Source organism: Promicromonospora sp. NPDC059942 (genome assembly GCF_042731755.1).
In the GTDB taxonomy this organism is placed as follows: domain Bacteria; phylum Actinomycetota; class Actinomycetes; order Actinomycetales; family Cellulomonadaceae; genus Promicromonospora.
This window is the reverse complement of sequence record NZ_JBHWLR010000013.1, coordinates 144,185-168,450: the sequence shown is the minus strand read 5'-3', so window position 1 is coordinate 168,450 and position 24,266 is coordinate 144,185. Positions and strand designations below refer to the sequence as shown.

General features: G+C 70.3%; 23 protein-coding genes, 1 tRNA gene and 2 pseudogenes. 11 read left to right on the top strand and 15 right to left on the bottom strand.

Annotation, left to right across the window (positions count from 1 at the left end):
- Positions 1–273 precede the first annotated feature (273 nt).
- Positions 274–1,215, top strand: coding sequence for a ferritin-like domain-containing protein (locus ACFV9Q_RS20700; protein WP_377235948.1), 942 nt, complete (start codon positions 274–276; stop codon positions 1,213–1,215).
- A gap of 224 nt (positions 1,216–1,439) precedes the next feature.
- On the opposite strand, the gene ACFV9Q_RS20695 is transcribed toward ACFV9Q_RS20700, so the two are convergent.
- On the bottom strand, positions 1,440–2,420 hold the full coding sequence (locus ACFV9Q_RS20695) for a phosphotransferase family protein (RefSeq protein ID WP_377235947.1): 981 nt from the start codon (positions 2,418–2,420) through the stop codon (positions 1,440–1,442).
- A gap of 48 nt (positions 2,421–2,468) precedes the next feature.
- Here ACFV9Q_RS20695 and ACFV9Q_RS20690 point away from each other — a divergent pair, with 48 nt between their 5' ends.
- Positions 2,469–3,008 (top strand): GNAT family N-acetyltransferase, encoded by a 540-nt coding sequence (locus tag ACFV9Q_RS20690; protein WP_377235946.1) that lies wholly within the window; start codon positions 2,469–2,471, stop codon positions 3,006–3,008.
- 61 nt (positions 3,009–3,069) lie between these two features.
- Here the strand turns inward: ACFV9Q_RS20690 and ACFV9Q_RS20685 are convergent, their stop codons facing one another.
- Entirely contained in the window at positions 3,070–3,651 is a 582-nt protein-coding gene (locus ACFV9Q_RS20685; RefSeq protein WP_377235945.1) for a GNAT family N-acetyltransferase, read from the bottom strand.
- 82 nt (positions 3,652–3,733) lie between these two features.
- Between ACFV9Q_RS20685 and ACFV9Q_RS20680 the strand changes: the two genes are divergently transcribed.
- Positions 3,734–4,159, top strand: coding sequence for a GNAT family N-acetyltransferase (locus ACFV9Q_RS20680; RefSeq protein ID WP_377235944.1), 426 nt, complete (start codon positions 3,734–3,736; stop codon positions 4,157–4,159).
- A 106-nt stretch (positions 4,160–4,265) separates the two neighbouring features.
- Positions 4,266–4,715, top strand: coding sequence for a hypothetical protein (locus tag ACFV9Q_RS20675; RefSeq protein ID WP_377235943.1), 450 nt, complete (start codon positions 4,266–4,268; stop codon positions 4,713–4,715).
- A 623-nt stretch (positions 4,716–5,338) separates the two neighbouring features.
- On the opposite strand, the gene ACFV9Q_RS20670 is transcribed toward ACFV9Q_RS20675, so the two are convergent.
- The 6 genes and pseudogenes from ACFV9Q_RS20670 to ACFV9Q_RS20645 all read right to left on the bottom strand — a co-directional run.
- Entirely contained in the window at positions 5,339–6,085 is a 747-nt protein-coding gene (locus ACFV9Q_RS20670) for a hypothetical protein (protein WP_377235942.1), read from the bottom strand.
- Positions 6,086–6,332: 247 nt separating this feature from the next.
- The gene (locus tag ACFV9Q_RS20665; protein WP_377235941.1) at positions 6,333–6,728 is read right to left on the bottom strand and encodes an NUDIX hydrolase; all 396 of its coding nucleotides are present in this window, start codon (positions 6,726–6,728) and stop codon (positions 6,333–6,335) included.
- Positions 6,729–7,076: 348 nt separating this feature from the next.
- A complete protein-coding gene (locus ACFV9Q_RS20660) occupies positions 7,077–7,646 on the bottom strand; it encodes a hypothetical protein (protein ID WP_377235940.1) in 570 nt (189 codons plus the stop codon).
- A gap of 383 nt (positions 7,647–8,029) precedes the next feature.
- On the bottom strand, positions 8,030–8,440 hold the full coding sequence (locus ACFV9Q_RS20655) for an NUDIX hydrolase (RefSeq protein ID WP_377235939.1): 411 nt from the start codon (positions 8,438–8,440) through the stop codon (positions 8,030–8,032).
- A complete protein-coding gene (locus ACFV9Q_RS20650) occupies positions 8,433–8,621 on the bottom strand; it encodes a hypothetical protein (RefSeq protein WP_377235964.1) in 189 nt (62 codons plus the stop codon). Before ACFV9Q_RS20650 ends, ACFV9Q_RS20655 begins: the two co-directional genes overlap by 8 nt.
- A 50-nt stretch (positions 8,622–8,671) precedes the next feature.
- A pseudogene (locus ACFV9Q_RS20645) lies at positions 8,672–9,025 on the bottom strand (NUDIX domain-containing protein); the annotation flags it as partial.
- Here ACFV9Q_RS20645 and ACFV9Q_RS20640 point away from each other — a divergent pair.
- The 3 genes from ACFV9Q_RS20640 (at position 9,024) to ACFV9Q_RS20630 (ending at position 11,278) form a co-directional block, all read left to right on the top strand.
- Complete coding sequence (locus ACFV9Q_RS20640) at positions 9,024–9,242, top strand: helix-turn-helix domain-containing protein (protein WP_142033229.1); 219 nt, start codon at positions 9,024–9,026, stop codon at positions 9,240–9,242. The pseudogene ACFV9Q_RS20645 and the gene ACFV9Q_RS20640 sit on opposite strands and share 2 nt — an antisense overlap.
- Complete coding sequence (locus ACFV9Q_RS20635) at positions 9,242–10,360, top strand: tyrosine-type recombinase/integrase (protein ID WP_377235938.1); 1,119 nt, start codon at positions 9,242–9,244, stop codon at positions 10,358–10,360. The genes ACFV9Q_RS20640 and ACFV9Q_RS20635 overlap by 1 nt, the downstream gene beginning before the upstream one ends.
- A gap of 129 nt (positions 10,361–10,489) precedes the next feature.
- A complete protein-coding gene (locus ACFV9Q_RS20630) occupies positions 10,490–11,278 on the top strand; it encodes a TIR domain-containing protein (protein WP_377235937.1) in 789 nt (262 codons plus the stop codon).
- A gap of 203 nt (positions 11,279–11,481) precedes the next feature.
- Here ACFV9Q_RS20630 and ACFV9Q_RS20625 read toward each other — a convergent pair.
- From ACFV9Q_RS20625 to ACFV9Q_RS20615, 3 genes are all read right to left on the bottom strand, one after another.
- Positions 11,482–11,554, bottom strand: a tRNA-Ala gene (locus ACFV9Q_RS20625).
- 126 nt (positions 11,555–11,680) lie between these two features.
- Positions 11,681–12,847, bottom strand: coding sequence for a hypothetical protein (locus tag ACFV9Q_RS20620; protein ID WP_377235936.1), 1,167 nt, complete (start codon positions 12,845–12,847; stop codon positions 11,681–11,683).
- Positions 12,848–12,907: 60 nt separating this feature from the next.
- Positions 12,908–13,519: a GNAT family N-acetyltransferase gene (locus ACFV9Q_RS20615; protein ID WP_377230813.1), complete on the bottom strand. Its 612-nt coding sequence runs from the start codon at positions 13,517–13,519 to the stop codon at positions 12,908–12,910.
- A gap of 227 nt (positions 13,520–13,746) precedes the next feature.
- Here ACFV9Q_RS20615 and ACFV9Q_RS20610 point away from each other — a divergent pair, with 227 nt between their 5' ends.
- Complete coding sequence (locus tag ACFV9Q_RS20610) at positions 13,747–14,391, top strand: 5-formyltetrahydrofolate cyclo-ligase (protein ID WP_377235935.1); 645 nt, start codon at positions 13,747–13,749, stop codon at positions 14,389–14,391.
- A gap of 95 nt (positions 14,392–14,486) precedes the next feature.
- Here ACFV9Q_RS20610 and ACFV9Q_RS20605 read toward each other — a convergent pair whose 3' ends face one another.
- The gene (locus ACFV9Q_RS20605; RefSeq protein ID WP_377235962.1) at positions 14,487–17,021 is read right to left on the bottom strand and encodes a penicillin acylase family protein; all 2,535 of its coding nucleotides are present in this window, start codon (positions 17,019–17,021) and stop codon (positions 14,487–14,489) included.
- A 314-nt stretch (positions 17,022–17,335) separates the two neighbouring features.
- Here ACFV9Q_RS20605 and ACFV9Q_RS20600 point away from each other — a divergent pair.
- Positions 17,336–17,482 (top strand): annotated as a pseudogene (locus ACFV9Q_RS20600) (FmdB family zinc ribbon protein); the annotation flags it as partial.
- A 14-nt stretch (positions 17,483–17,496) separates the two neighbouring features.
- On the opposite strand, the gene ACFV9Q_RS20595 reads toward ACFV9Q_RS20600, so the two are convergent.
- Positions 17,497–17,805, bottom strand: coding sequence for a hypothetical protein (locus ACFV9Q_RS20595; RefSeq protein ID WP_377235963.1), 309 nt, complete (start codon positions 17,803–17,805; stop codon positions 17,497–17,499).
- A gap of 294 nt (positions 17,806–18,099) precedes the next feature.
- Here ACFV9Q_RS20595 and ACFV9Q_RS20590 point away from each other — a divergent pair, with 294 nt between their 5' ends.
- Positions 18,100–18,966 carry a Flp pilus assembly protein CpaB gene (locus ACFV9Q_RS20590; protein ID WP_377235934.1) on the top strand — a complete coding sequence of 289 codons (867 nt, stop codon included), beginning with the start codon at positions 18,100–18,102 and terminating at the stop codon, positions 18,964–18,966.
- A gap of 163 nt (positions 18,967–19,129) precedes the next feature.
- On the top strand, positions 19,130–19,567 hold the full coding sequence (gene mscL, locus ACFV9Q_RS20585; protein ID WP_377235933.1) for a large conductance mechanosensitive channel protein MscL: 438 nt from the start codon (positions 19,130–19,132) through the stop codon (positions 19,565–19,567).
- A 26-nt stretch (positions 19,568–19,593) separates the two neighbouring features.
- On the opposite strand, the gene ACFV9Q_RS20580 is transcribed toward mscL, so the two are convergent.
- Together ACFV9Q_RS20580 and ACFV9Q_RS20575 are read right to left on the bottom strand one after the other, a co-directional pair.
- On the bottom strand, positions 19,594–19,836 hold the full coding sequence (locus ACFV9Q_RS20580) for a hypothetical protein (protein ID WP_377235932.1): 243 nt from the start codon (positions 19,834–19,836) through the stop codon (positions 19,594–19,596).
- Positions 19,837–19,949: 113 nt separating this feature from the next.
- Positions 19,950–24,011 carry a hypothetical protein gene (locus ACFV9Q_RS20575; protein WP_377235931.1) on the bottom strand — a complete coding sequence of 1,354 codons (4,062 nt, stop codon included), beginning with the start codon at positions 24,009–24,011 and terminating at the stop codon, positions 19,950–19,952.
- Positions 24,012–24,266: the final 255 nt, after the last annotated feature.

Sequence of the window (24,266 nt, the reverse complement as noted above, 5' to 3'; positions counted from 1 at the left end):
CGAACAATTGCGAGTGTGCAGCCATTTCCGCCCCGGCTCGATGGTATGGACCGATGAAGGGCAAGGCATGCCGGTTTCGGATCATGAAACGGTTTCACCTCGCAAGAGCCCGAGAGACCAATCCGGATTCACCCGGGCACCGAACCCAGGACGCACCCCTGGGGGCATCGGAAGATCGACCCACAGAAATACCCGACAAAGCGGTCACGACGTCTTCTTTGTCGCCGTTCCCCAGGCGCGCACTGTCCCATCCACACAGTGAAGGGGTACACGATGTTCGGCAAGAAGATGGTGGCCGAGATGATCGGCCGCAGCACAGCGAACCAGCCTGACCGCCGCAACTTCCTGCGGGCGGCGGGGGTGGGCGGCCTCGGCGTGATCGGCGGCGCCGCCCTCCTCGCCCAGGGGCCGTCACGTGCGACGGCCGCAGCAGAGGAGGACCAGGGGATCAGCGACGACGCGATCCTGAACTTCGCCCTCCAGCTGGAGTACCTGGAGGCGCAGTTCTACTCCTATGCCGCCACGGGGCAGGGCATCAACGGCTCGCTCACCGGGGGACGCGGAACGATCGGCAGGGTCACCGGTGGTTCCAAGGTCCCGTTCAAGTCCAAGCGGATCCGCCAGTACGCCGAGGAGATCGCCGGGGACGAGCTGGCGCACGTCCGGTTCCTCCGGACAGCACTCGGCGCCTCCAAGACGGCACAGCCCAACATCGACCTGAAGCACAGCTTCACGGCCGCCGCCCAGGCCGCCGGTCTGATCGGCCCGGGCCAGTCCTTCGACCCGTTCGCCGACGAGGAGAGCTTCCTGCTCGGTGCCTACATCTTCGAGGACGTCGGCGTCACCGCGTACAAGGGTGCCGCACCGCTGATCACCAACAAGACATACCTGGAGGCGGCGGCGGGCATCCTCGCCGTCGAGGCATACCACGCCGGGGTGGTCCGCAGCGCTCTGTTCGAGAAGGGCCTCGCGGAGGCAGCCAACGCCATCTCCACCGCGCGGGACAGCCTCGACGGCAGGACCGACGTGGACCAGGGGATCACCAAGCGTGGTGACGCCAACCTCGTGCCGGCCGACGTCAACGGCGTCGCCTACAGCCGGACACCGGGCCGGGTGCTCAACATCGTCTACCTGAACCCGGCCCAGGTGAGCGAGGGCGGATTCTTCCCCGACAGCGTCAACGGCACGCTGCGGGTCAGCGACCGCAACGCCTGAGTCTGTTCGAGGGCGACGGCCGGGTGGGGCCCGATCCCACCCGGCCGTCGCGCCACAGCACTCTGCTCGGAGCACTGCCGGCTCGGCCCTCTCCCTGGCGCGCGCCGACCACCGGGGTGAAAGTGAGGACGTAGGAGATCGTCGTCAAGGACTGAGCCAGGGCGTCCGCACCCGGCACGGACGCATTCTCGAACGGAGCCGCGATGGGAATCATCGGCCCGCGTTCAGCCGAGGCGCCGCAATGCTTGCCCTACGGCGATCTCGACGCGAGCTGTCATGCCCGACACGTCGACCGGGCGGCGACCGGCAACCTGGCGGGAGATGGACTGCGGTCCGTCGTCGTCATGGTGAAGAAGGCTGTACAGGTCCCACCAGGGGTGAAGAGGGACACCGGCGATCGACTCGTAGAGCGAGCGGAGTTCCTCCGCCCAGTCGGGCGAGTAGAGCGACGCCAGGTACCGCCGACACTGCCCCACATCGATTGCGCGTGACCCTCGGTGAATGCTGTTCCAGTCGGTGAGTCCGGCGATCTTCCCGCGCGACCACAGCAGATTGACGGGCAGGTAGTCGCAGTGCAGGAAGACGGCATCATCCTCAGGCGGTGGTGATTCCATGGCATCGAAGGCGGCTTTCCAGACCGCAGGTTTCTGCGCACCGGCCGGCACCTGGAACTGGCCACGAGGCGTGATCCAGGAGTCTGCCCAGGCTCGGAAGGTCGGGGCCGGGAGGTCGACGGAATGGAGCCGGGCAGCGAACTCGGCGATCCTCTCGATCCACGGTCGGCGCTCGGCCGGGTCGAGGTGAATGTGGCCGGGTAGGCGTGTCATCAGCAGCGACGGCGCTCCGCAGTTGGCAGCGCCAGCAACGTCGGCGGCCAGGATCGTCGGGACCGGAAGCCCGCTGCCTGCCACCACCTGGAGGTTGGCGATCTCCTCCCCCATGGCGGCCCGAAGCGCGATGCTTCCCGCCGGGTACTGCCGCAGCACCACGAACGTTCGCGTGCCGCGTCGTTCGACTGTCAGTCGATGGACAGCGGAGTTGACGCCGCCGGTCAACCGCCTGTGGGCGACGACGCGACTACCTCGACCCATGGAAGCGGCCACCCAGTCCAGAGTTTCGGCGGACGGACGACGTCGGAAGAACCTGTTCTCTCGCCAATCGCTCTCGACCGGCGGGTCCTGGCCGGCAACGCCATCACTGGTCATGCCCGCAAACCTACTGACGCTTCCGTTCGGCAGGGCAGGATGGGGCGCGTGAGTATCGTGCTTCGCCCCTGGGTCAGTCAGGATGCTTCGGCGCTCATGGCCGTAGCGCAGAGTGCACCAGATCTGGCGCCGCAGTTCGGCGGCGCCGATCTTTCGAGCCTGGCCGCCGCGGAGGCGTTTGTCGAACAGTCGCTGCGGTTCGACGAGAACGTGAAGAACTGGGCTGTTGTGGAGGACGGCGTCGCGGTCGGCAATGTCGGTGCGTCTGGGATCGAGTTTCGGCATGAGACGGCGTGGATGTACTACTGGCTGTCGCCCGATGCACGCGGAAAGGGATACGCGACGGCTGCGCTCGTCGCCGTCTGCGATTGGGCCTTCGAGAGCGGGCTGTACCGGCTCGAGCTCGGGCACCGGGTGAACAACCCTGCTTCATGTCGGGTGGCGACCGCCGCGGGGTTCCGGGCTGAGGGTATCGAGCGGGAGAAGCTCAGATACGGCACCGACCGCTACGACGTCGAGACGCACGCGCGGCTGGCCACCGATCCGGCTCCCACGGTTGGCCTTCCGGTGATGCTCGTTTCGGGTTGAAAAGCGACGGCGGGACTGCGCTGCCGGGACGAAGCCGTAGCGCGCTACGCACAGCGTGTTGCTAGAGGATTGTGCTCAGGACCAAGCGACGTGGACGACCGCCACCGTGGTCGTCCTCGACCCGGAGCATCCCGATCTTCTCGGCCACACGCTCGGACGCACGATTGTCCGGATGAACGATCGCGATCAGTTCCCGCGCCCCGATGTGCTCGCGTGCGAAGTCGCGGCATGCAGCGGCCGCCTCCGTCGCGAAGCCGTGACCCTGCCACGTGACGGCAACGTGATACCCCACCTCGAGCTTGCTGACCCCATTGACTTCCTGCCAGGTCAGACCACAGTCCCCGACGAACTCGCCCGCGAGCGTTTCAATGATCCAAAGTCCGTAACCATGTTCGGCGTAGTTCCGCTGGTTCCACGTGATCCACGCAGCTGCCTGGTCGCGTGTCTTCGGCGCCGGGTAGAACCGCATGACTTCAGGGTCCCCCAGCAATTCGGCCATCGGGTCAAGGTCCGCGCCAGTCATCTGGCGGAAGTGAAGCTTCGCCGTATCCCTCGGAATCACTTCGACAAGGTAGCGGACCATACGACCTCTTAGCGGCTTGGAACGGACCCGCGCGAAGAAGTTCTCAGCGTGGTCGCCCATGGGGTCGGGTGTGCGTGGCACACCTTCCACAGGCTGCCGTAAAGCGCTTGCCGCTCGCCTCCGCCGTCGGCACGCTGGCACGATGCCCACCGACAATCTGCCTACCGAAAAACTGGACATCGGCTGGCGCCGACCCGTCACCGACGCCGAGCTCGTCGAACTCACCACGTCGCATGGCGGGAATGCCGAGCCCGGGTGGTGGGACCGGATCCGCAACCACTCGCTGGGCTGGGTCACAGCCCGAAGCGAGAGCGGCCACCTCCTCGGGTTCGTGAACGTGGCCTGGGACGGCGGAGACCACGCTTTTCTGATCGACACGAAGACGCGCCCCAGCCATCAACGGGGAGGCCTGGGCACCGCCGTTGTGCGGCGTGCCGTCGAGGAAACCCGGGCGGCAGGCTGCGAGTGGGTGTTCGTCGACTTCGAACCACACCTTGAGCAGTTCTATCTCGAATCCTGCGGTTTTCGCCCAACGGCGGCCGGACTAATCCACCTCACCGACGAGTGACGTTTCAGGAGGCAGCTTCGGGTGCGGCCACCTCGGGTCACGGGCTGCAAACCCAACTCGCCTGGGCCGTACGATGCACCGGCTTGATGTCAACCAAGGAGCAAATGTGATCTGGCCCCTGCGTATGCGCCGCCGCTCGTGTCGCTGCGAGCCATCCTGGCCAGCTCTCTTCGTCGACTCGGACGGGCGCCTGCTACAGGCGGAGCCAGCAGAGCACAACAACCTCATCACAGCGGTGTTCGGGCCGGCGAGATGCGTCGAATGCAGGGCGGAATACCCCGGGCCGTTCCGTCTTGCCTCAGCACCGCAGCTGCCGCCGAAGAACTCGGTGTGCAAGTGCGACCCGCGGTGGCCGGAACTCATGGTCATGGTCGGTCCCCAGTGGTACCTCGGTCATCCCGGGAGCGACGGGCAGTACGTTGTGGACGGCATCGCGGAGGGGGCATTCTGCGGAGTCTGCGCGGCATCCTTCCTCGGCGAGATGACTCTGGACCTCACGGCGACAAAGCGGTGGCTGAAAGTCAGCAAGGAGCACCTGCTAACCGTCGAACATTGACCACCGTCGCGAGCGACGCCAAGGAGACCCAGTGCGCGCACCACCCGCAGGTCGGCGCGAACTTCTCCGCTGTTGTGCCACCGTGTGGCCGTGGGGTTCCATCTGGTTCACGGCAAACGATGGGACATGACATGACTGCCATCTGGCGTACTTACCTGCGGGTCGTGTCAGCGGGAGCATCGCTTCCCGAGCTCGAAGCTGCCCTCGGTGCGCCGTCGCACCGTGGCCGTTCCAAGGGGGACGCTCGTCCTTATGGACTCTCGCCGTACGAGTGGTCCGCACGGCACCAACCGCTGTGGTGGCGCGCGTCGCGCCACGGCGGGACGGATGGCATCGATCGTGCAGTTCAAAGCCTGCCCGCCGACCTGGCCGACCGGATCCGAAGCCGGGTCGACTCTTGTGTTCAATCGGGGACCTTCAGCACGAGCGGCCCGCTTCGGACGGATGGTTCTGTTCCAGCGAGCAACAAGAAAGCCGCTGACCTGGTGTGATACCAGTTTAGCGGCCTCTGTCGGTGGAGCTAGACCCCCGACCTTCGACGCCATGCCTCACTATTTCTGGCCGGTTTCTCCGTGTATAGAGTGCGCAGAGCGCCGGGCGGTGCATCCCGGGGGAACCTGCACTCAGGACATACCGCACATCCACCATCCGTCTTCGAGTGGCGTCGGGTCCGCGCAGGTCATGCCGCGCATGTCGTAGCCCGCAGGGCTCGCGGTAGGTGAGTAGAAGTAGCCGCCCGCATCGTCAACAAGCGCAGCCCACTCCGGGACGAAGATCGCAAGGTCGCCCGCCTGCTCCGAACCCGAGACGTCCACGTTCCCCATTACGGACACGAAACGAAGGGTGGCGGGCAACTCGACATAAATCCCCCGTTGACCGTTGTCAGCGAACCGTTCCACGACACGATCGAGCGCCGGGCGCAGCGTGTGGAAATCCCGCACCGCGTCGCGGTGGGTCAGCCCACTCGTTCCCGGAAACAGGGCTGATGACACCCACGGCGTGAAGCCGATGACCACAGCGAGGCAGGACAACACCACGGTCAGCCGAAACGTAGCGAGAGCACGACGGTGCCGGACTGCGAGCACAGACGCGGCGGTCATCAGGACGAAACCCGCTAGGTATGCCGCACTCCGCACGAGCACTGCCCCCACGTTCTCCGGAAGGAGACCGTTGCTGCCGCCGTTGTCCAAGAACCACCACATCTGAATCGGCAGGACGCCCCAGGAGTACGCCAGCCATGCCCACGATTCTGCGGTCGCGACGACGAACAGCCCGACGGCGCCCGCCGCAAAGACCGGGGCCGCTCGACCGGGCTGTGAGATCGGCCCCGACGCACGTGGGTGCAAAGCGTCCTTGCCCGAGGCCGTCATGGTCGGAGCGTAGCGCCGCCTCCGCTCCCCCGAGGACGCGAACAGGCGTAGCGCTGGTAGCGGGGCGCTCCGCTACCAGTGGCGGAGGCGCGACAACACCCGACACCCCCGGGATCCGCTAGATTTCAACGATTCTCACCGGGGGCAACAGAGCAGCGGCCTTCAAGCCAGGGCCGGCCCTGACATGGCCCGAAACCCGGCTTCTGGCGACCGGCGGACAGCCTCTACCCGCGCTACCCCTACCTCCTCAGGCAAGCGTCGCCGTGAGGAAGTCCTGCACTGCCGGCGCGAAGCCGTAGGGCACGTAGTCGGCAAACGTGTCTGGCGTCGCCCACACCAGGTCCGCGAGCTCTTCGACGTCTGCGACGTACGCCTCGCCGCTGACGACGTCGCACGCGACGTAGCCCATCATGCGGCCGGTGTTCGGGTGCACGCGCTCCCCCAGCACCTTCACGGCCCGGACGGTCAGCCCGGCTTCCTCGGCGGTCTCCCGGACCTCCGCCTGCTCGAAGGTCTCCCCCGGCTCGACGGCGCCGGCGGGGAACTGCCACGAGAGCGAGCCCTCGGAGAGGCGACGCTGGACCAGCAGCAGTCTCCCGTCCCGGACGATGATCGCCGCTGCGATAGCGGGCTTCTCTTCCATCACCGCCACCTCTTCTCCGGGGCTGCAGCTTTGGGCCGCCCTTCGTCGTGGCGGTCCGGCGAGAAACAAGAAAGCCGCTGACCTGGTGTGATACCAGTTCAGCGGCCCTCTGTCGGTGGAGCTAGGGGGATTCGAACCCCCGACCTTCTCATTGCGAAGACGGGCCGGGGCCTCGTACGGCGAATTTCCCGCGTCATTCCGCGTGCATGCGGTGCGTCCAGCCCGCCCCCGTGCGGCGGCGGGGGCCGCCGGGGGGCCGCACGCAGCTCGCTCATCCCGTAGGTGACGAGGTGCAGGTGCGGCACGGGATCCCTCATGCGACAAGCGCTCCCAGTCGAGCGGGCCCGCTCACAGGCCGTTCTCGTCCCCCCACTCCTTCAATGCAGAGAGACGTTCTCGCCCGATACTACGTGCCCGTTCGCGCAGCAGGTCCACGGCACTCGGCATTGCTGCAGATAAGAGAACGGCGTTGGCGTCTCTCATATGCTCACCCAGTTCCTCGTCGATAAGATTTACGCCAACTCTGAACCCTATCCGAGACGCGTTGTTCGTCGCTTCCTCAGCAATCCCAGAAAGCCCGGAAGGATACATCGATCGAGCAAGGTTCAAGCACGAGTGCATCAGCGCGCCAGCGCTGAACGCATAAGAATATGCGCCGCCGCGCTCGTGCCCATCCACCAGATCCGATGTGCCCTCGATCCGCTCCACAAGACGAGCCCACTCGCCCTCTTTCGCGACTCCCGACCAGAGTTTATCTAGTATCTGGCCGTATAGGTCAGCATCGGCCATTCGGCCATCAAGCGATGCCGCCCAGAATAGAACGCCAGCAGACCGCTCGGCGCAAGCCGCTGCGAATTGCAGCTTCTGCGACGGAGCGCCCTGCCTGATGAGGCGGTCAACGAACGGATTTGCGGCCAATGAAATACCCTTACTCCTGTTACGAGCAGAGGCCCGGTGGGACGGGACGATCGATGCCCCTGTGGTTGACCTTGACGACGAACCCGGGCAACAGAAGGTCGATCGGTCGGCGGCCAGGAGAGGTCACCTGAGCCGTCTACGGCAAGCGAGCAGGACCGTAGCCGCCCCCGCTCAGCGCGACGAGCGGGGTGGCGCAGGTAGCGGAGAGCCCCGCTACCGGTAGCGGGGGCGCTACCGCGCCCGCCACCTCGGGAGCCGCTAGATTTCAACGATTCTCGCCGGAGGTAGCGGAGTAGCGGCCTTCGAGCTAGACCCTTGATTTGGCCCGAAACCCGGGTTCTGGCGCTCGACGGATAGTCCCCGACCCCGCTACCGCTACCGCGTCAGGCCAGCGTCGCCGTGAGGTAATCCTGCACCGCTGGCGCGAAGCCGTAAGGCACGTAGTCGGTGAACTTGTCCGGCGTCGCCCACACGATGTCTGCAAGTTCCTCGGCATCAGCCACGTACGCCTCGCCGCTGATGACGTCGCACGCGACATAGCCCATCAGGCGGCCGGTGTTCGGGTGTACGCGCTCCCCCAGCACCTTGACTGCCTGGACGGTGAGCCCGGCCTCTTCGGCAGTCTCACGGACCGCCGCCTGCTCGAAGGTCTCCCCCGGCTCGACTGCGCCGGCGGGGAACTGCCACGAGAGCGAGCCTTCAGACACACGGCGCTGGACCAGGAGCAGCCTCCCGTCCTGGACGATGATCGCCGCTGCGATGGCGGGCTTCTCTTCGGTCACTGCCTCAGACATGCGTGCCTCCCAGCACTTCGAGGATCGGCGGGTAGATGGTGCTCTCCGGTATGAACTTGCCGAGGTCCGCTATGGAGACCCATGCAACGCTGGCGTTCTCCACGACGTCGCGATTCTCCGCCTCACCGGCGAGGTAGTCACAGTGGAAATACTCGATGAACACGCCCGTGTGCGGGTGCACGCGGGCTCCGATCTGCTCGCGGACGGAGCAGTGGACGGCGCGGTCTCGACGTAGGTCTCACGGACGGCGGCATCCGCAGGTGACCCGCCAGGCTTCACGATGCCAGCGGGGAACTGCCAGCGAAGCGCGCCGTCGTCGCGGCGCTGAGGCGCTGTGGCCCGTTGTCGTCCCGTTCTGGTAACGGCGGGGAACGATACCCCGCCCTGAGAGTCGTTAACCCGCCTATCCCCGCCACCCCCGACGCTCTGACCAGCAGAAACGGGGAAGCGGGGAAGGCGGGGAAGGAATCCGGGACATCTCAGGTCGGGACCTGCCCCGACTGCGGAGAGTCCCTGACCGGCCCCGGCTACACCGCCCGCTGCCGACCGAACCACCACACCGACGACGCCCAGGAGAGCACCCATGTCTCGTGAGACCACCGTCGCCATCGCGACGACACCCATCCCCGCTGATGAGTTCCTGACGACCGAGGAAGTAGCCGCGTGGCTCAAGGTCGCTCCCTCGACGGTGTGCCGCTGGCGGCTCGCTGGCAAGGGTCCGCGCGTCGTGTGGCTCTCGCCCTCGCTCCCCCGCTACCGCCGGGACGACGTCATGGTCTGGCTCGACAAGGTGGCCGCCTGATGAGCATCGTCAAGGAGAACGGCCGGTTCCGCGCCCGCCTGAAGTCCGGCCGTCAGAACATCGCCTCCAAGACGTTCGACACCAAGCGCGAGGCCAAGGCGTGGCTCGACCGGGAACGGGCCGCCCTCGCGGGCGGCCTGGACCCCCGGGCGGGCAAGGAGCCGGTGAAGTCGGCCCTGGAACGCTGGCTGACGATCCGCAGGACAACAGTCGCGAAGAAGACCTACACGGCGGACCTGGACCTGCGCCGGCTAACCCCCACGAGCATGCTCAACGTGCACCTGTCGGCGGTCTCAGAGCGCGAGGTCGCGCGCTCCTTCGAGAAGTTGCTCGCCGCCGGTCTGGCCGAGTCGTCAGTGGTGCGGTACCGCGCCAGCCTGTCGGTGTTCTACTCCTGGTGCGTCCGAGAGAAGTTGCTCGCGCGGAACCCCGTCGCCGGGGTCAAGGTCCCCAAGGGCTCTGACGAGGTGGACGAGATGCACCCGTTCACCGAGAACGAGCTCGAGGCCGCGTACCTCGTCTGGAAGATGAAGGACGAGCGGCTCGCGGACATCCTGCTCGTGCTCGGCTGGACCGGGCTCCGCTGGGGCGAGGCCCGCGCGATGCAGGTCGCGTCCGTCATGGAGGTCCCCACGCCCGCGCTCATGGTGCGCCGGAGCCAGCCCGAGGGCTCCCCGGTGAAGGCCACCAAGGGCCGGAGCATGCGCCGCGTGCCCCTGGGCAACCGTGTGCTCCCGATCGTTCGTGAACTGGCGCGTGGCAAGGCACCGCATGACCTGCTGTTCACGACGTCGGGCGGGGCGCAACTGTGGCGGTCGTCGTCGCTGCGGCTGCTCGACTGGACCAGGCTCGACGACGCCGGGAACAACGTCGGGACAGGTCGGGGCCGTCGCCTCCACGACCTGCGGCATACGGCCGCGTGCCTCTGGCTGGCACGGCGCATCGACCCCGGAACGGTGCAGGCGTGGTGCGGGCACGAGTCCATCGCGACCACGAACCGGTACCTGCACTACCTGGGGACCGGAGCTGACAAGGCGGGCCTGGATCGCCTGAACGAAGGAGTCTCTGACGACGCGGGGGTCGCCGTGGGATCACGGTCCGAGGAAGACGCCTCCTAAGTAACGAAGGAACCCCGCTTGACCGGAGCATCTGCTCTGGTCAAGCGGGGTTTCTGTCCGTGGAATTGCCATTGCCCGGAACCGGCCCTCGAACCTCGGAGGCCACTCTGCTCGGGCTAACCTCAGTGGATGGATCTCGAACGCAAGGTCGAGGTGCTCGACAAGCAGATCATCGACGCCAAGAACGGCCACCCCGACAACTTTGACGAGTGGCGCACGGCCACCGAAGTAGCACTACGCATGGTCATGGGCGAGGACTCGCCGCTGGTTTCGCAGTTTCGGAAGGTGTCCTACACGCCATCCGTTTGGTACAGCGGCATGGACACGAGCGGGTACCGCCCCGCGGGTGTCAAGAAGGTCGTCGCGATCCTTGAGGGCGCGAAGCGCGAACTCGCTCTTCGTGACGAACTCGCACTGGTCGTCCAGACCGGCGAGTCGGCCGAGGAGAAGGCGACGGCAGCCGAGCAGGGCCGCGTTTTCATTGTGCACGGACACGATGACGCCGCCAAGCACGAGCTGTTCCGGGTGTTGCACGCCGTCACCGGCACGGAACCGATCATCTTGCACGAGCAGCCAAGTGGAGGCCGGAGCATTCTTGAAAAGCTCGAGGCGTACGCAGCCTCAGCAGGCTTCGCGGTGGCGTTGCTCACAGCCGACGATTTCGGTCGAGCGAAGGACGTCGAGCAGGAGAGCCCACGAGCCCGCCAGAATGTTGTGCTTGAGGCAGGTTACTTCGCCGGCCGTCTCGGCAGAGCACGTGTCGTACTGCTGCACGAAGCGGGGGTTGAACTACCCAGTGATCTCGACGGCATCGTCTACGTCGCACTTGATCCTGCGGGTGCTTGGAAGATGAAGGTCGTGCACGAGATGGCGAGCGAGGGTATCGCTGTGGACTGGAGCAAGCTCGCCGGGCAATGAGTGGGGCCAGATCGACACGAACCGGTCCCTGCACTACCCGGGGACCGGAGCCGACCAAGGCGGGCCTGGACCGCCTGAACGAAGGGGTCTCTGACGACGCGGGGGCCGCCGGGGGGCCGCAATCCGAGGAAGACGCCTCCTAGGCAACGAAGAAACCCCGCTTGACCGGAGCATATGCCCTGGTCAAGCGGGGTTTCCGTCTGTGGAGCTAGGGGGATTCGAACCCCCGACCTTCTCATTGCGAACGAGACGCGCTACCAACTGCGCCATAGCCCCTCGGACTGCAGAAGACTAGCACTTCACAGCCGGGGCTCCGCAACTTGGTGGGGTGTCGCGCAGGTCACGAAAGCGTGACCCGCGCGACACCGACCAGCCACGACGCCGGCGGCGGGGTGCGGCAGGTCACCCCGCCGCGCGGCGTCGGGCCAGGATCTCCTCGAGCGGCTGCCCCAGCGTCTCCGACTTCATGCGGGGCGGCTCGCCCCGCAGCAGCTCGTCCTCGGCGACCGCGTCGGCACCGGCCTTGGCGGCACCGGCGGCACCGGCCGCCGCCGTCGTGCCAGGAGTCGGACCGGAAGCCACACCAGGCGAAGAACCCGGCCCGGAGGCCCCGGACCCGCCCGGACGCCCCGAGGCGCCCGCAGACCCCTTACCCGGCGGCACAGCAGGCGGCAGTGCCGCCGGCTGCCGCTGCGGCGCCTTCGGCTTGGTCACATACGTCGGCAGCGGCACGGGGACCGGGTCCCAGGCCCGCCCGCTCGGCGGGGCATCCGCCGAGGCCGGCGCGTCGGCCGCCGAACCTGACCCGGCACCGGCAGGCGCCTCGTCCACGACCTCCGCCGAGACCTCGATGACCCGGGGCTTCTCCGGGCCGTCGAGGATCTCGTCGAGCACGTTCTTGCCGCCCACCCGCGGGATCGCCTGCGTCTGCGTGTCCGAGCCGTGCGTCGCCAGCCCGACGACCTGCGCCCGGTTGCGCGGGGCGTACGGGCCGCCGTTCGCGAGCGCACGGGCCTGCGTGGCGCGCTGCCGCGCCGCCCGGACCGTCGCGTGCCACCGTGCGTCCGCCCGGCGGGCGGCGCGGGCCGCACGGCGCCCCAGGAACAGGACGAACAGCAGCATGGCCGACGACGCGACGGCGGCGCCCCAGTGGAGCTGGCCGAGGCCGACGAGCGTCCACGCGACGACGCTGGACAGCAGCAGGAAGATCGAGACGAGGAAACGACGGCGCGCCCGCGCGGCCCGGCGCGCGCGGCGCTCGACGCGGCGGATGCGCTCCGCCGTGAGCGGGCGGCCGCGCACCATGATCTGGAGCGGGAGGCCCTGCTTCGGGGTCGGGTGGGCGACGCGCGGCACGCCCTGGCTCGCACCTCGCCGGTTGCCGTCGTTGACCATCGCCCCTCCTCTCCTACCCGAGCCGCTCATGGCGACGATGCGCAGCCCGCCCGAGAACCGGTCCGGCACCCGGGCGTCGGCCAGCTCCGCCCGTCGACGCACCATGCTCGGCAGCCAGTAGCCCAGCCACAGGACGAACAGCGCTACGGCTGTGAGTCCCGCGGTCGATTCCACGACACGACGGTAGGCGAGCATCGCCGCGCCCCGCCGCACCGCGCACGGCGTGTCCTGCCGTCACAGCGCCTCGCGCAGACGCTGCCAGCGCGCCAGCAGGCCCTCGGGAACCTCCTCGCGGGTGACCGCGAAGGTGCGGTGGTCCCGCCACTGGCCCTGGATGTGCAGGAACCGCTCGCGCACGCCCTCGTCCCGCAGGCCGAGCTTCTCGACGACGCGCAGGCTCGGCTTGTTCTCGGGCCGGATGTTGATCTCGATGCGGTGCAGCCCCAGGAAGAAGGCGTAGTCCGTGGCCATCGCGACCGCCGTCGGGATCACGCCGCGCCCGGCCACGGACTGGCTGACCCAGTAGCCGATGCTCGCGGAGCACATGGAGCCCCAGGTGATGGACGCGACCGTGAGCTGCCCCACGAGGGCGCCGTCGAGCTCCACGCCGAAGGGGAGCGACGTCCCGGCGCGGGCCTGCGCCGAGAGGGACCGCACGTACTCGCCGAACGTCGAGGCGATGTACCGGTTCGCGCCGGGCGACGTCGCCTCCCAGCGCTCCAGCCAGGCCGCGTTCTCGGCCCGCAGGCGCGACCAGTCGGTCGCGTCCCGACGCCGCAGCGGGCGCAGCACGACAGTTCCCGCCGGCGTGTCCTCACGCAGCGTCACCGGCCATGGCTTGGCCACCGTCCACCCCTTCACAAACTTTCCCGTGGTGCCTTCCGGCACGTCCGACCTACTCGACGGCAACATCGTTCGCCCCCTGCCACGCCCCGTGAGGTTTCCCTCGCTGGAGGAGGGTCTACCACGCTCGGTGGCCTGTGACCCGTCGAGCAGCCGCTCGGTCATGTTCTCGCCTTCTTCGTGCGCCGTTCGTAACAATCCAGTCTCGGAGTCTTGGCACAATAGCGGTCATGAGCGGCATCTCTGTTCCGACGCCACAGCCCTACCCCGTCCATCCCGGGATGGAGACGGGCGACGCCAAGGAGGAGCTCCGCCGCGCGATCCGCGCCCAGCGCGGCGTGCGGTCCGCCCGGCGCCGGGCGGAGGCCGCCGAGATGTTCGCCGACGTCATCGAGTCCATCCCCGAGGTGCGCGACGCCGGGTGCGTCGCTGCGTACGCGGCCCGCAGCGCCGAGCCCGGCATGCTGCCGCTCCTGGACCGCCTGGCGGGCCGCGGCGTCCGCGCCCTGCTGCCCGTGCTCGGCGCCGGCCTCGCCCGCGACTGGGCCGACTACACGGGCCCGGACGACCTCCTGGAGCGCGCCCCCGGCCGCCCTCCGGAGCCCGGCGGCCCCGCGCTGGGCACGGACGCCGTCAAGCTGGCCGACGTCGTCCTGGCGCCCGCTCTCGCCGTCGACACCCGCGGGGTGCGGCTCGGGCAGGGCGGCGGCTGGTACGACCGCGCGCTGACCCACCTGCGGCCGGGCGCGAAGGTCGTCGCCGTCGTCTTCCCCGAGGAGGTGTACGACGCCGCGGACCACCCGCTGCCGCGCGAGGAGCACGACATCCCGGTCCACGCCGTCGCCACCACGACCGACTGGCGCTGGCTGGGCTGACGCCGCTCCGGCGGGGCGACGCCGGACGCCGTCCGGCAAGCGCCTGACGCCGCCCGGCGGGTGCCGGACGGCGTCAGGGCGGGCGTCCGACGCCGCTACGGCGTCAGGGTCTGCTCGTCCTCGGAGGCGCGCCCCACGGCCTCGGTGGTGAACGGCCACGGGAAGGTCTCCCCCGCCGCCCACGCGCCGAGCTGGTCGTCGTAGTGCGGCGACGCCGGGTGCGCCGACGTGCCGGTCACGACCACCCAGGTGGAGGCGTCCAGGTCGGCGAGGTCGACGACCATGCGCATCGACGGGCCGCTGGTCACCTCGAAGCTGCCGCTGGCCGCGTCCCAGGACGTCGCGTTCACGATCGAGGAGCCGCCACCGACCTTGACCGGGGCCGGGTTCATGTAGGTCGAGATCGGAGCCGGGACGCCCGGGCCGCCGAGCACCAGGTGCTGCAGCCGGAGCTGGTGCAGCGTGCCCCACTCCCAGTCGCTGGTGTCCTTGCCGAGCTCGACCGTGAGGTCCTGGCGGGCGCTGGTCAGCGCCTCCGTCAGCACCTGGTCCCGGCTCTCGACGACCGCCACCGTGGACTGGTCGTCCCAGAAGGCGTCGTTCGGGTTGTCGAGCATGCCCTGGATGACGGCGAGCCAGCGGCTGCCGCCGTCGGGCCACATGGACTGGGGCAGCTCGTCGTTGAAGGTGGTGCGCAGGAGGTTGCGCCAGACCGCCGCGAAGTAGGCCGCGGCGGCGGAGTCCTCGTCCATGGAGTAGTCCCAGTCGGCCAGGAGGGCCTGACCGTCCGAGTCGTAGCCCGCCGGGACCTTCACCTCGAGGAGCACGGGCACCAGGGTGTCGGCGAACACGCTCCACTGGTCCATCTGGAACTCGGACATGTCGGCGGCCGTCAGCTTGCGGCCCTCCGCGATCCGGTCGCTGATCAGGGTGCGGATGCGCTCCGAGCGGTAGCCGTAGTCCCAGTCGCGGCTGATGAACGGGCCGTTGCCGCCGGGCAGCACCGCCTGGTTCGCCGCGACGATGAACCCTTCCTTCGGGTCCACCACGCCGGGCATCTGCGCCGGGTCCACGAAGCCGGTCCAGTCGTAGCGGGCGTCCCAGCCGGGACGCGGCCAGGTGCCGTCCGACTCGACGGCGCCCGGGACGCTCGCGCGCACCGGGATCTTGCCCGGCGCCTGGTAGCCGATGTGCCCGTCCGTCGTCGCGAACACGATGTTCTGGGCCGGGACCTCGAACTTCGCGGCCGCCGCCTTCATGTCGGCGGGGGTCTTGGCCCGGTTCATCGCGAACACGGCGTCCGCGGTGTGGCCGGGCTGGAGCGCCGTCCACTGGAGCGAGATCTCGTACTGGCCCAGCTCGGTGCCGGTCTCCGTGGGCGAGCTGCGCACGGCGTCCATCTGCGCCTCGTCCATCACGGTCGAGATGATCGGGCCGTGCACGGTGCGCCTGACCTCCAGGTCGACCGGGCTGCCGCCGTCGACCCGGATGACCTCCGTCTCCTTCTCCATCGGGACCCACTCGTCCGCGCCACGCAGGTACGTGTCGTTGCGGACGCGCTCGATGAAGAAGTCGGTGACGTCGGCGCCCATGTTGGTCAGACCCCAGGAGATGTCGGCGTTGTGGCCGATGATCACGCCCGGGAAGCCGGAGAACGAGAAGCCGGACACGTCGTAGGGGCACTCCGGGCCCACCTGGTTGCAGTGCAGGCCGACCTGCGCCCAGATGCCGGGCGCGGCGAGGTCGAGGTGCGGGTCGTTGGCCAGCAGCGGCTTGCCCGACTCCGTGTACTGCCCCGAGACCACCCACGAGTTCGAGCCCGTGCCCTCACCGCGTGCGATCTGCACCGGCACGGCGTCGAGCGCCTTCTGCGCCGATGCGAGGGCGTCGGCGAGGTCCGTGCTCCCGTAGACCTCCTCGGTGGCGGACGCCGTCTCGGTGCCCGCCGGCGCGTTCGCCTGCGCCCCCGCCTCGGCCGCGTCGAGGATCGGCGCGTTGCCGGTGCCGGAGTAGGCCGGGAACAGCTCCGCCACGCGCGAGGCGTCGTCCAGCGTGCTGTAGGCCAGCGCCCGGTCGAGCTCGTCGTCGTAGTTGCTGCGCAGGTCCCAGGCCATGGCCTTGAGCCAGGCCAGCGAGTCGATCGGGTCCCACGGCTCCGGCTCGTTCACCTCGACGCTGACGTCGAGCACCGTGTACTCCACGGCCGTCTCGCCGGGGCTGCGGTTCTCGAGGTAGGCATTCACGCCGTCCGCGTAGGCCTGGAGGTACTGACGGGTCTCGTCGTCGAGGATGTTGAACTCCTCCTCGGCGACGTGCCGCCAGCCGAAGGTGCGTGTGACCTTGTCGGCCTGGATCGCGTCGGCGTTGTTGCCGACCAGCTCGGCCAGGCGGCCCGCGGTCACGTGGCGGCGGTAGTCCATCTCGAAGAAGCGGTCCTGCGCGTGCACGTAGCCCTGCGCCCGGAACAGGTCCTCGGCGGTGTCGGCATAGATCTGCGGCACGCCCTGGGCGTCGCGGCTCACGCGCACGTCCGCGCTCAGCCCCTCGACCTGCACCTCCCCGGAGTGCTCCGGCAGCGGACGGCGTGCGGTGAGCCATCCGAAGGTCGTCACGGCGACCAGCGCCAGCAGGACGACGACCGTGGTTCCGACCAGGAACTGGCGGACACGGGTGGTGCGAGTCCGACGGCGCTTGGCGGGCCGTGCACCGGTGGACGGGGCTTTTTCGACGGGCTCTACTGGCTCGGCGGGAGTGGTCGCGGACACGCAGTGGAGACTACCGTCCGCCCCAGGGCTTGGGTGAACGTGCTTGGGTGAACAGCCTCGGGAGATCCTGGGACTATCCCCCGCCGCTCGACCGTTACTATTGGCACTCGGAAACCCCGAGTGCCAGGCGACGGTCCTGTGAGCGCGCGACGCCCCGGCCGCCCTGACGTCCCAGAGGAGTGCACGTGCCCACCTACGCGTACCGGTGTGCCGACTGCGGCCACGCGTTCGACATCCACCAGGAGTTCAAGGACGAGTCGCTGACCGTCTGCCCCGAGTGCCAGGGCAGGCTGCGCAAGGTGTTCAGCTCCGTGGGGGTCACCTTCAAGGGTTCCGGCTTCTACCGCACCGACTCGCGCAGCACGTCGACGAGCAGCACGGTGAAGGCGGGCAAGTCGGAGTCGTCCTCGTCGGGCTCGTCGTCCTCGTCCTCGGACTCGGGATCGGGCTCCTCCGGGTCGTCCTCGGGCTCGTCGTCGAGCTCGTCGAGCTCCTCGTCCACCGGGTCGAGCGGTTCGAGCTCGTCGAAGGCCGCCTCGTCCTGAGGTGATCCGGGGCGCCGCCCGTCGGGGCGGCGCCGCCGGCAGTCCGGGCGCCCGGACCCCGCGAGATCGGCAGTTCGAGCAGGCAGGTCCGCCGAGGTCGGCACTTCGCATCCAGGTCGGCACAGTGCTGTGCCGACCTCGATGCCGACTGCCGACCTGGCAGCGACCTGCCGACCTCGGCGCGAGGTCCTGGCATCGCAACGACGCGCCAATACCGCGGCGACAGGCCGACGCCGTGGCCAACATTCTGATCCAGACGTGCTGCGGCCGGTCGACCGGCACGCCTGACGGGTTTCCAGGCGCGCGAGCCCGACCACAGGCGCGGTTTTCGCTCCTTCGTGCACAGGTTGCCCGACGACGGCCCCGCGACCCCGTACCGCCTGCCTAACGTCGGCGGCATGGGACTTCTCGACACGCTCGCCGAACCGTCCGCACGCCACGGCGCACCGCGCGGCACCGGACAGCGCACGCCGTGGGGCGCACGGGCTGCTCCGCGCGACGCCGACCCAAGCGCCTCGTGGAACCGGGCCGGCACATCACGCCGGCCGCCGCGCACCGGCCTCGCCGTCCTGCTGTCCCGGCCAGGCCCGCCTCGTCGTGGCCGACCCGGTTCGCCGACAACCCGGCGGGCACGGCGCATCCTGTGGCGCTGGCGGTTCGCCCTCGCGGCCGCCCTGTTCGGCCTCGCCGCAACCCTGACGGTCCACCTGCTGCGCCCGCCGCCGCCCCCGACGGTCGACGTGGCCGTCACGGCCCGTGCTGTAGCGCCCGGAACCCAGCTGACCAGGGAAGACGTCGCGGTGCGCGCCGTCGCGGCCGACCTCGCCCCGCCCGGCGCCCTGCACTCGGTGCGGGAGCTGCTGGGCCGCGCCGCCGTCGTCGGGCTGCCGGAGGGTGCTCCGCTGCACGCCTCCCTCGTGTCCGACGACGGCGTCTCCGCCGCCGCCCCGCGCGGCACGGTGGTGGTGCCGGTCCGTCTGTCCGACGACGCCGTGGCCGCCCTGCTCCGACCCGGCGACCGCGTGGACCTGCTCGCTGGGACGACGTCGGGCAGCGAGCCGGACGGCGAGCCCCGATACCTCGCCCGGGACGCGCGCGTGCTGCCCGTACCCGCCGGGCGCGAGCCGAAGGACGCCGGCGGGCTGCTCGGCCCCGTGTCCGACGGCGAGGGTCCGGTCACGCTCGTCGCGGTGACACCCGAGGAGGCTCCGGAGCTGTCGGCGGTCTCGGGCTGGGGCTCGGTGACAGCGGTGCTGGTGCCGTAGACGAATCGCGTAATCGGTCAGGGACATTTGGCCAAGAACGGCACCGCTCATGCGGAGCGAATGTCCGGTTGCACATGCGCCTAACCGGAATTTCCACCACAATCTCCGTCGAGGTTCCGGCCATCGCCGACCCACACCAACGTGAGACACCCAGGGGGATCCCATGCGCAACCTGCTCAACGGCTTCAAAGACTTCATCGCTCGCGGCAACGTGATCGACCTTGCGGTCGGTATCGCGATCGGCACAGCGTTCACGGCGGTCGTGTCCGGCCTGCTCAACGGCATCATCAACCCGCTGATCGCGGCCGTCTTCGGACAGCCGAACATCTCCGGCGTCGGCCACTTCACGATCAACAATGCCAACTTCAGCATCGGCGACTTTCTCCAGGCAGTCCTGAACTTCCTGATCGTCGCCGCGGCGATCTACTTCCTGGTCGTCCTCCCGATCAACAAGCTGAAGTCCCTGCGCAAGCCCGCGGAGGAGGAGGTCGTCGAGGAGGCCCTCGCCGAGGAGGTCGTGCTGCTCACCGAGATCCGCGACCTGCTCCGCGTCCAGGCCGGCGCTTCGTCGGGCGCGCGGTCGGACAACAGCTCCAACTGACCCGCCCGCACGACGCGTCCCGCGCGTCAGCCCCAGTGCGGCGGGACGTCGCGGCGGAGCTGGTCGTCGTTCGATCCGTGCCCGCCGCCGTCGGACGAGCCGGGACCGCCGTCGGCCCCGTCGCCCCAGCCGGCCGGACGCTCGTCGGCGCTCACCCCGAGCACGGCCTCCCGCTCGGTCCCGCGCCGCACGGCCCGCCGAGGCCCGCGCCGCCGGGCCGTCGCGCCGGCCGGTGCGGGCTCTGCAGTTCGTTTCTCGGACTCGCTCACCGCACCATTCTCGCCTACGCCCCGCCCGCCCCGTTGAGTGCTGGGTATTTGCGCTGTCGAAACGTTCCGAGAGCGCGAATACCCAGCACTCAACGGGTCGCCGAGCAGCGGCGTTAGTCGTCCAGGACCTGCGGGACTATCAGCTCCGCGGCCGGCGGCACGCCCCCGGACAGGCCTACCCGGGCGTCCCGGACCGCGAGCACCACTCGGCGCAGCCGCTCGCCCTCCGCGTCCGGGTCCAGGAACGCGGCCGCGGACCACACCTGCGCCACCACCCAGCCCAGCCGTTCGAGCCGCTCGGCGAGCTGCCGGTCGCGCACGCGGATCGACGGCTCGGCCACGTAGGCGGCGTCGTCGGTCAGGACCGCCACCAGCAGCTCGCCCGGCAGGTCGGGGTGTCCGACGGCGAGCGGGATGCGGTCGCCGCCGGGCAGGCCGTAGTCGGTCTCGACCACGAGGCCCGAGCGCCACAGCCGCTCCCCCAGGTCCACGACCAGCCGGTCCACGGACCGCGCCACGTCCACGCCGTTGCCGATCTCCACCTGGTCGGCGAGGCCGGAGCGCTCCTGGGCGAACGACAGCACCCGCGCCAGCATCTGGGGCCCGGGGCCGCGCAGCCGCTCGGCGTCCAGGTCGGAGGCCGGGAAGCACGACACGACGTGCAGCCGCTTGCGCGCCGCTCCCAGCGAACCGAGCAGCATCGCATCGCCGCCGGCCTCGCCCAGCACGCCGAACCGGTGCAGCACGCGCCCGTGCGGCGTCCGCCCGAAACCGAGGGTGAGCACGATCGTGTCCCGTGCCAGGCCGGCCACGCCGGTGACGTCGGCGACCACCACGGGCTCGGGGCGCGAGCCCGCGAAGAACGGCGCCAGCGCCGGGTTGGCACGGACCTCGGCGAGCAGCCGCTCCCGGATGCGGTCGGCGTGCGCGGCCGTGACGGTCACGATGCCGAAGGTCTCCTCGGGCCGGGTCATCGCGTGCTCGATCGCCAGGTCGACCACCCGCTCCACCTCGGCGCTCGTCGACTCGACGGTGCCGGAGACCGGGTCGGGCATGCCGGTCCCGTCCACGAGCGAGAAGTGCACCAGGGCCTCGGTGCGCGGCAGCGGCGCCGGCCGCATGATCCCCTCGTACCCGTGCTCGGCCAGCAGGGCCGTGAGCCGCGGGTCCCGCCGGGCGGGCTCCGGCTGCAGCGTCACGCGAGGCAGCAGCCGCGCGAGGTCGCGCACCGCGGTGCCCGACGCCGACCGCGGGTCGCCGACCACGACGATCTGCCGGCCACGCGCCAGCGCGGGGACGACGACCTCGACCGGCACGTGCTGCACCGCGTCGAGGATCACCAGGTCGGCGCTGCGCTCGGGGGGAAGCAGGTGCGGCACCATCGTCGGCGTCGACACCCAGGTGGGCCGCAGCCGCCGCACGGTCGAGCCGTGCCCGGTCACCAGGTCACGCATGGAGCTCAGGCCGCCGCCGACCAGCGTCGCGTACAGGCCCTCGGCGTCCTCCCGCTCGTCGCGCATCGCCGCGCCGAGGTGCGCCCGCACCGCCGCCCGCACGGGCGCCGACAGCGAGTCGACGTGCCGCCGGTCGAGCTCGCGGAACCGCCCCGCGAGGGCGTCCAGCCCGGCGCCGTCCTGCCCGGCGAGGTCCGGCTCCACGGCCAGGATCTGCTCGAACACGGACGACCACCACGTCAGCTCCAGCTCCGGGCCCACCAGGTCGGCCTCGACCCGGCGCTCACCGAGGTCGTCGACCAGCTCGCCGAGGCCGGACGCGCGCAGGCGCCGCAGCACCGCCGTCCGCTCGGGGAGCGGGGCCAGGGCGTCCTGCGTCTCGGACAGCGAGGCGAGCCGCTGGACCAGGGCGAACAGGTCGAGGTCGAGCAGCTCGCCGCCCGCCTGCGAGGACCGCAGCACGGGTTCGAGCGCCTCGAGGTCGATGCGCACCGCCTCGTAGGTCTCCTCGACGCCCGCTAGCCCCTCGGGAAGGGTGGGCCAGCCGCCGCGCGGGCACTGCGCCTGCCAGACCTCGCGCTGCCGCTGCACCTCGACGAGCGCGGCGTGCATGTCCGGCACGCGCACGCCTGGTCGCACCATCTCGCGGGCGCGCCGCTTCAGCCTGCGCCGCTCCAGCCAGCCCATCTCGGCGCCCTGGTCGGCGCGCTGCTTGCGCGACGCCGTGGCCTGCACCATGTCGGCCGCCGTACGCTCGAAGACCATCGGCTGGAACACGTCGAGCGTGCCCCGCATGCCGCCGAGCATCGCGAGCTGCTCGCCCCACTGCCGGGCCGTCGAGGCCTCGACCAGGCCCGTCACCTTCGAGACGTACTCGATCTGCTTGCGCAGCTCCGGCAGCGTGTGCTCGCCCAGGCGGGTCACGCGGGCGAGCGCGGAGCGCGCGTCGTCGTCGGTCAGGATGTGCGCGCCGAACCAGGGGCTCGACGTCGACCTGAGCGTGAACGCCCCCAGCTCGGCCGCCCGTTCGAGGTCGGCCGCGAGCTCGGTGCGCCGCTCCGCGCCCAGGGCCAGCACCGACTCCGAGCCGAGCCGCACGCGCGTGGCCGGCGCGGGCCGCTCGGACGTGAGCCGGGCCAGCGCCTGCAGGGCGTCGTAGGCCGAGACCCGCCACGGCTCGCGCACCCGGTGCAGCGCCCCGATGTAGCCGGAGAGCTGCGCCCGCGACCCGATCAGGGCGTCCCGGACGCGCGCGACCTCGTCCGTGTCGATGCGCTCCTGCGCGGGCGCCATCGCCTCCAGCAGACGGCGCGACGTCGAGGTGCGCCAGGTCGGCACGGGCGCGATGTCCAGCAGCAGCCCGCCCAGGCCGAGCATGTCCAGCCGGGCGGCCAGCGCGTCGGCGGCCCGCCGGTGCCCCGGCACATACAGCACGGACCGGCCGCTCGCGTTCGCCTCGGCGACGACGGCGGACAGGGTGCCCGCGACGTCCGACCCGACGGGCGCGTCCACGAACAGGTGGCTGCCCGTCGCGAGCGCGTCGACGACGTGCCGCTGGTGCGGGTCCAGGTCGCCGACGCCGCGCTCGTGCGCCGGGTCGGCGTCGCCCACGCGCGGCTCGGGGAGCTCCACCTTGCCGAGCTTGGTCACCGATGCGTCCACGCCGCCGAGCGCCGAGACCACCTCGTGGTCGCCCAGGCTGGGCGCGAGCTCGTCGAGGTCGTCGACGAGCACCTGGCCGGGGTGCACGAAGGTGCCCACGAGCACCCGCCGGTCGAGCCGGAACTCGCCCAGCACCGCGGAGCCCAGGCTCGCGACCCGGTCCAGCACGTCGGTCGGGTTGAAGCCCGCGAGGGTGAACGTCGCCTTGGCCAGCGCGACCGGGTCGAGCAGGGCGCCGTGCGCGCGCAGCGTACGCGCCACCACGGGGTTGATCTCGGCCGTGGGGTCGAGCGTGATGTCGTAGTCGCCCTCGCCGTCGCTCCGCGGCGTCAGCATGACCGGCCGCAGGATCACGGGCGCGCGCACCACGCGCGGCTCCTGGTCGTCCTCGTCCGACGCCGGGGCGCCGCCCGCGGGCATCGCCAGCGTCACGATCGGCACGGACCCGGTCAGGGCCGGCGCGTCGGCCGGGCTGTCGGCCGAGTCCCCGCCCGGCTCGGCGGCGGAGGCCGCCGAGCTCGCCGACGACGGGCCGAGCACCCGGGTCAGGGCCTCCATGTCGTCCGAGGCGGCGTTCGTGCCACCGCCCGCGGTGGGCCGCTCCGTCCAGGTCGCGACGCCGATCGCGAGGTAGGTGGGCGAGACCCCGTAGCGCTGCGCGTGCTCCGCGGAGCGCGCGGCGACGGCCCGGGCCCGACGGCGGGCGGTCGGCAGCGCGCCGGCCTCGCGCACGAGGTTGGACAGCCGGGTGGGCCGGCCCGCGAAGAGCTGGGCGACACCCGACGGATGGGCGGCCGACAGGTCGATCACGGCCTCGCCGAGAAGTCCGACGTCGGCCAGGGAGGATCCCCCGGCGAGCCGGACGAGCCCGGCGCGCCACTGCGCGACCGACTCGGCCATGGGGTCCCGGACGGCGTCCGGCGTGGACCCCGGGGCCTCCGACGCGGCCAGCTCAGCGGCTGGGTCCACGTTCTCGTCCTTCAGCGCGGCCGAGAGCTCCTCGGACAGGTCGACCGAGATCTCGGGAGCGGCTGCGGTCTGGCGGCGTGCAGCGTTCACCCCAGCAAACTAACCGCGCGGTGTCCGCAAGGGCCGGACGCCACGCCGCGCGACACGCCGCGCCCCCGCCGTCCGCGGCGTGTCAGACCCAGAAGTCACCCGGGTGACCTGTGTGTCCGACCCGTTCTGCGGGGTGGTGCGGAGGTGGCGCCGGGCATGCAAAAGCCCCTCCGGCAGGGGGTCCGAAGGGGCTCAGCAGGTGGACCGAAGTCCACCGGGGTAATGACGGTGCGCACCGCGCAGGGGGCGGGCGAT

Bases quoted from the DNA above. Each gene is read 5' to 3' on its own strand.
- ACFV9Q_RS20700 (WP_377235948.1), top strand. From the start codon at position 274: ATGTTCGGCAAGAAGATGGTGGCCGAGATGATCGGCCGCAGCACAGCG.
- ACFV9Q_RS20695 (WP_377235947.1), bottom strand. From the start codon at position 2,420: ATGACCAGTGATGGCGTTGCCGGCCAGGACCCGCCGGTCGAGAGCGAT.
- ACFV9Q_RS20685 (WP_377235945.1), bottom strand. From the start codon at position 3,651: ATGGGCGACCACGCTGAGAACTTCTTCGCGCGGGTCCGTTCCAAGCCG.
- ACFV9Q_RS20680 (WP_377235944.1), top strand. From the start codon at position 3,734: ATGCCCACCGACAATCTGCCTACCGAAAAACTGGACATCGGCTGGCGC.
- ACFV9Q_RS20670 (WP_377235942.1), bottom strand. From the start codon at position 6,085: ATGACGGCCTCGGGCAAGGACGCTTTGCACCCACGTGCGTCGGGGCCG.
- ACFV9Q_RS20665 (WP_377235941.1), bottom strand. From the start codon at position 6,728: ATGGAAGAGAAGCCCGCTATCGCAGCGGCGATCATCGTCCGGGACGGG.
- ACFV9Q_RS20655 (WP_377235939.1), bottom strand. From the start codon at position 8,440: ATGTCTGAGGCAGTGACCGAAGAGAAGCCCGCCATCGCAGCGGCGATC.
- ACFV9Q_RS20640 (WP_142033229.1), top strand. From the start codon at position 9,024: ATGTCTCGTGAGACCACCGTCGCCATCGCGACGACACCCATCCCCGCT.
- ACFV9Q_RS20635 (WP_377235938.1), top strand. From the start codon at position 9,242: ATGAGCATCGTCAAGGAGAACGGCCGGTTCCGCGCCCGCCTGAAGTCC.
- ACFV9Q_RS20630 (WP_377235937.1), top strand. From the start codon at position 10,490: ATGGATCTCGAACGCAAGGTCGAGGTGCTCGACAAGCAGATCATCGAC.
- ACFV9Q_RS20610 (WP_377235935.1), top strand. From the start codon at position 13,747: ATGAGCGGCATCTCTGTTCCGACGCCACAGCCCTACCCCGTCCATCCC.
- ACFV9Q_RS20590 (WP_377235934.1), top strand. From the start codon at position 18,100: ATGGGACTTCTCGACACGCTCGCCGAACCGTCCGCACGCCACGGCGCA.
- mscL (WP_377235933.1), top strand. From the start codon at position 19,130: ATGCGCAACCTGCTCAACGGCTTCAAAGACTTCATCGCTCGCGGCAAC.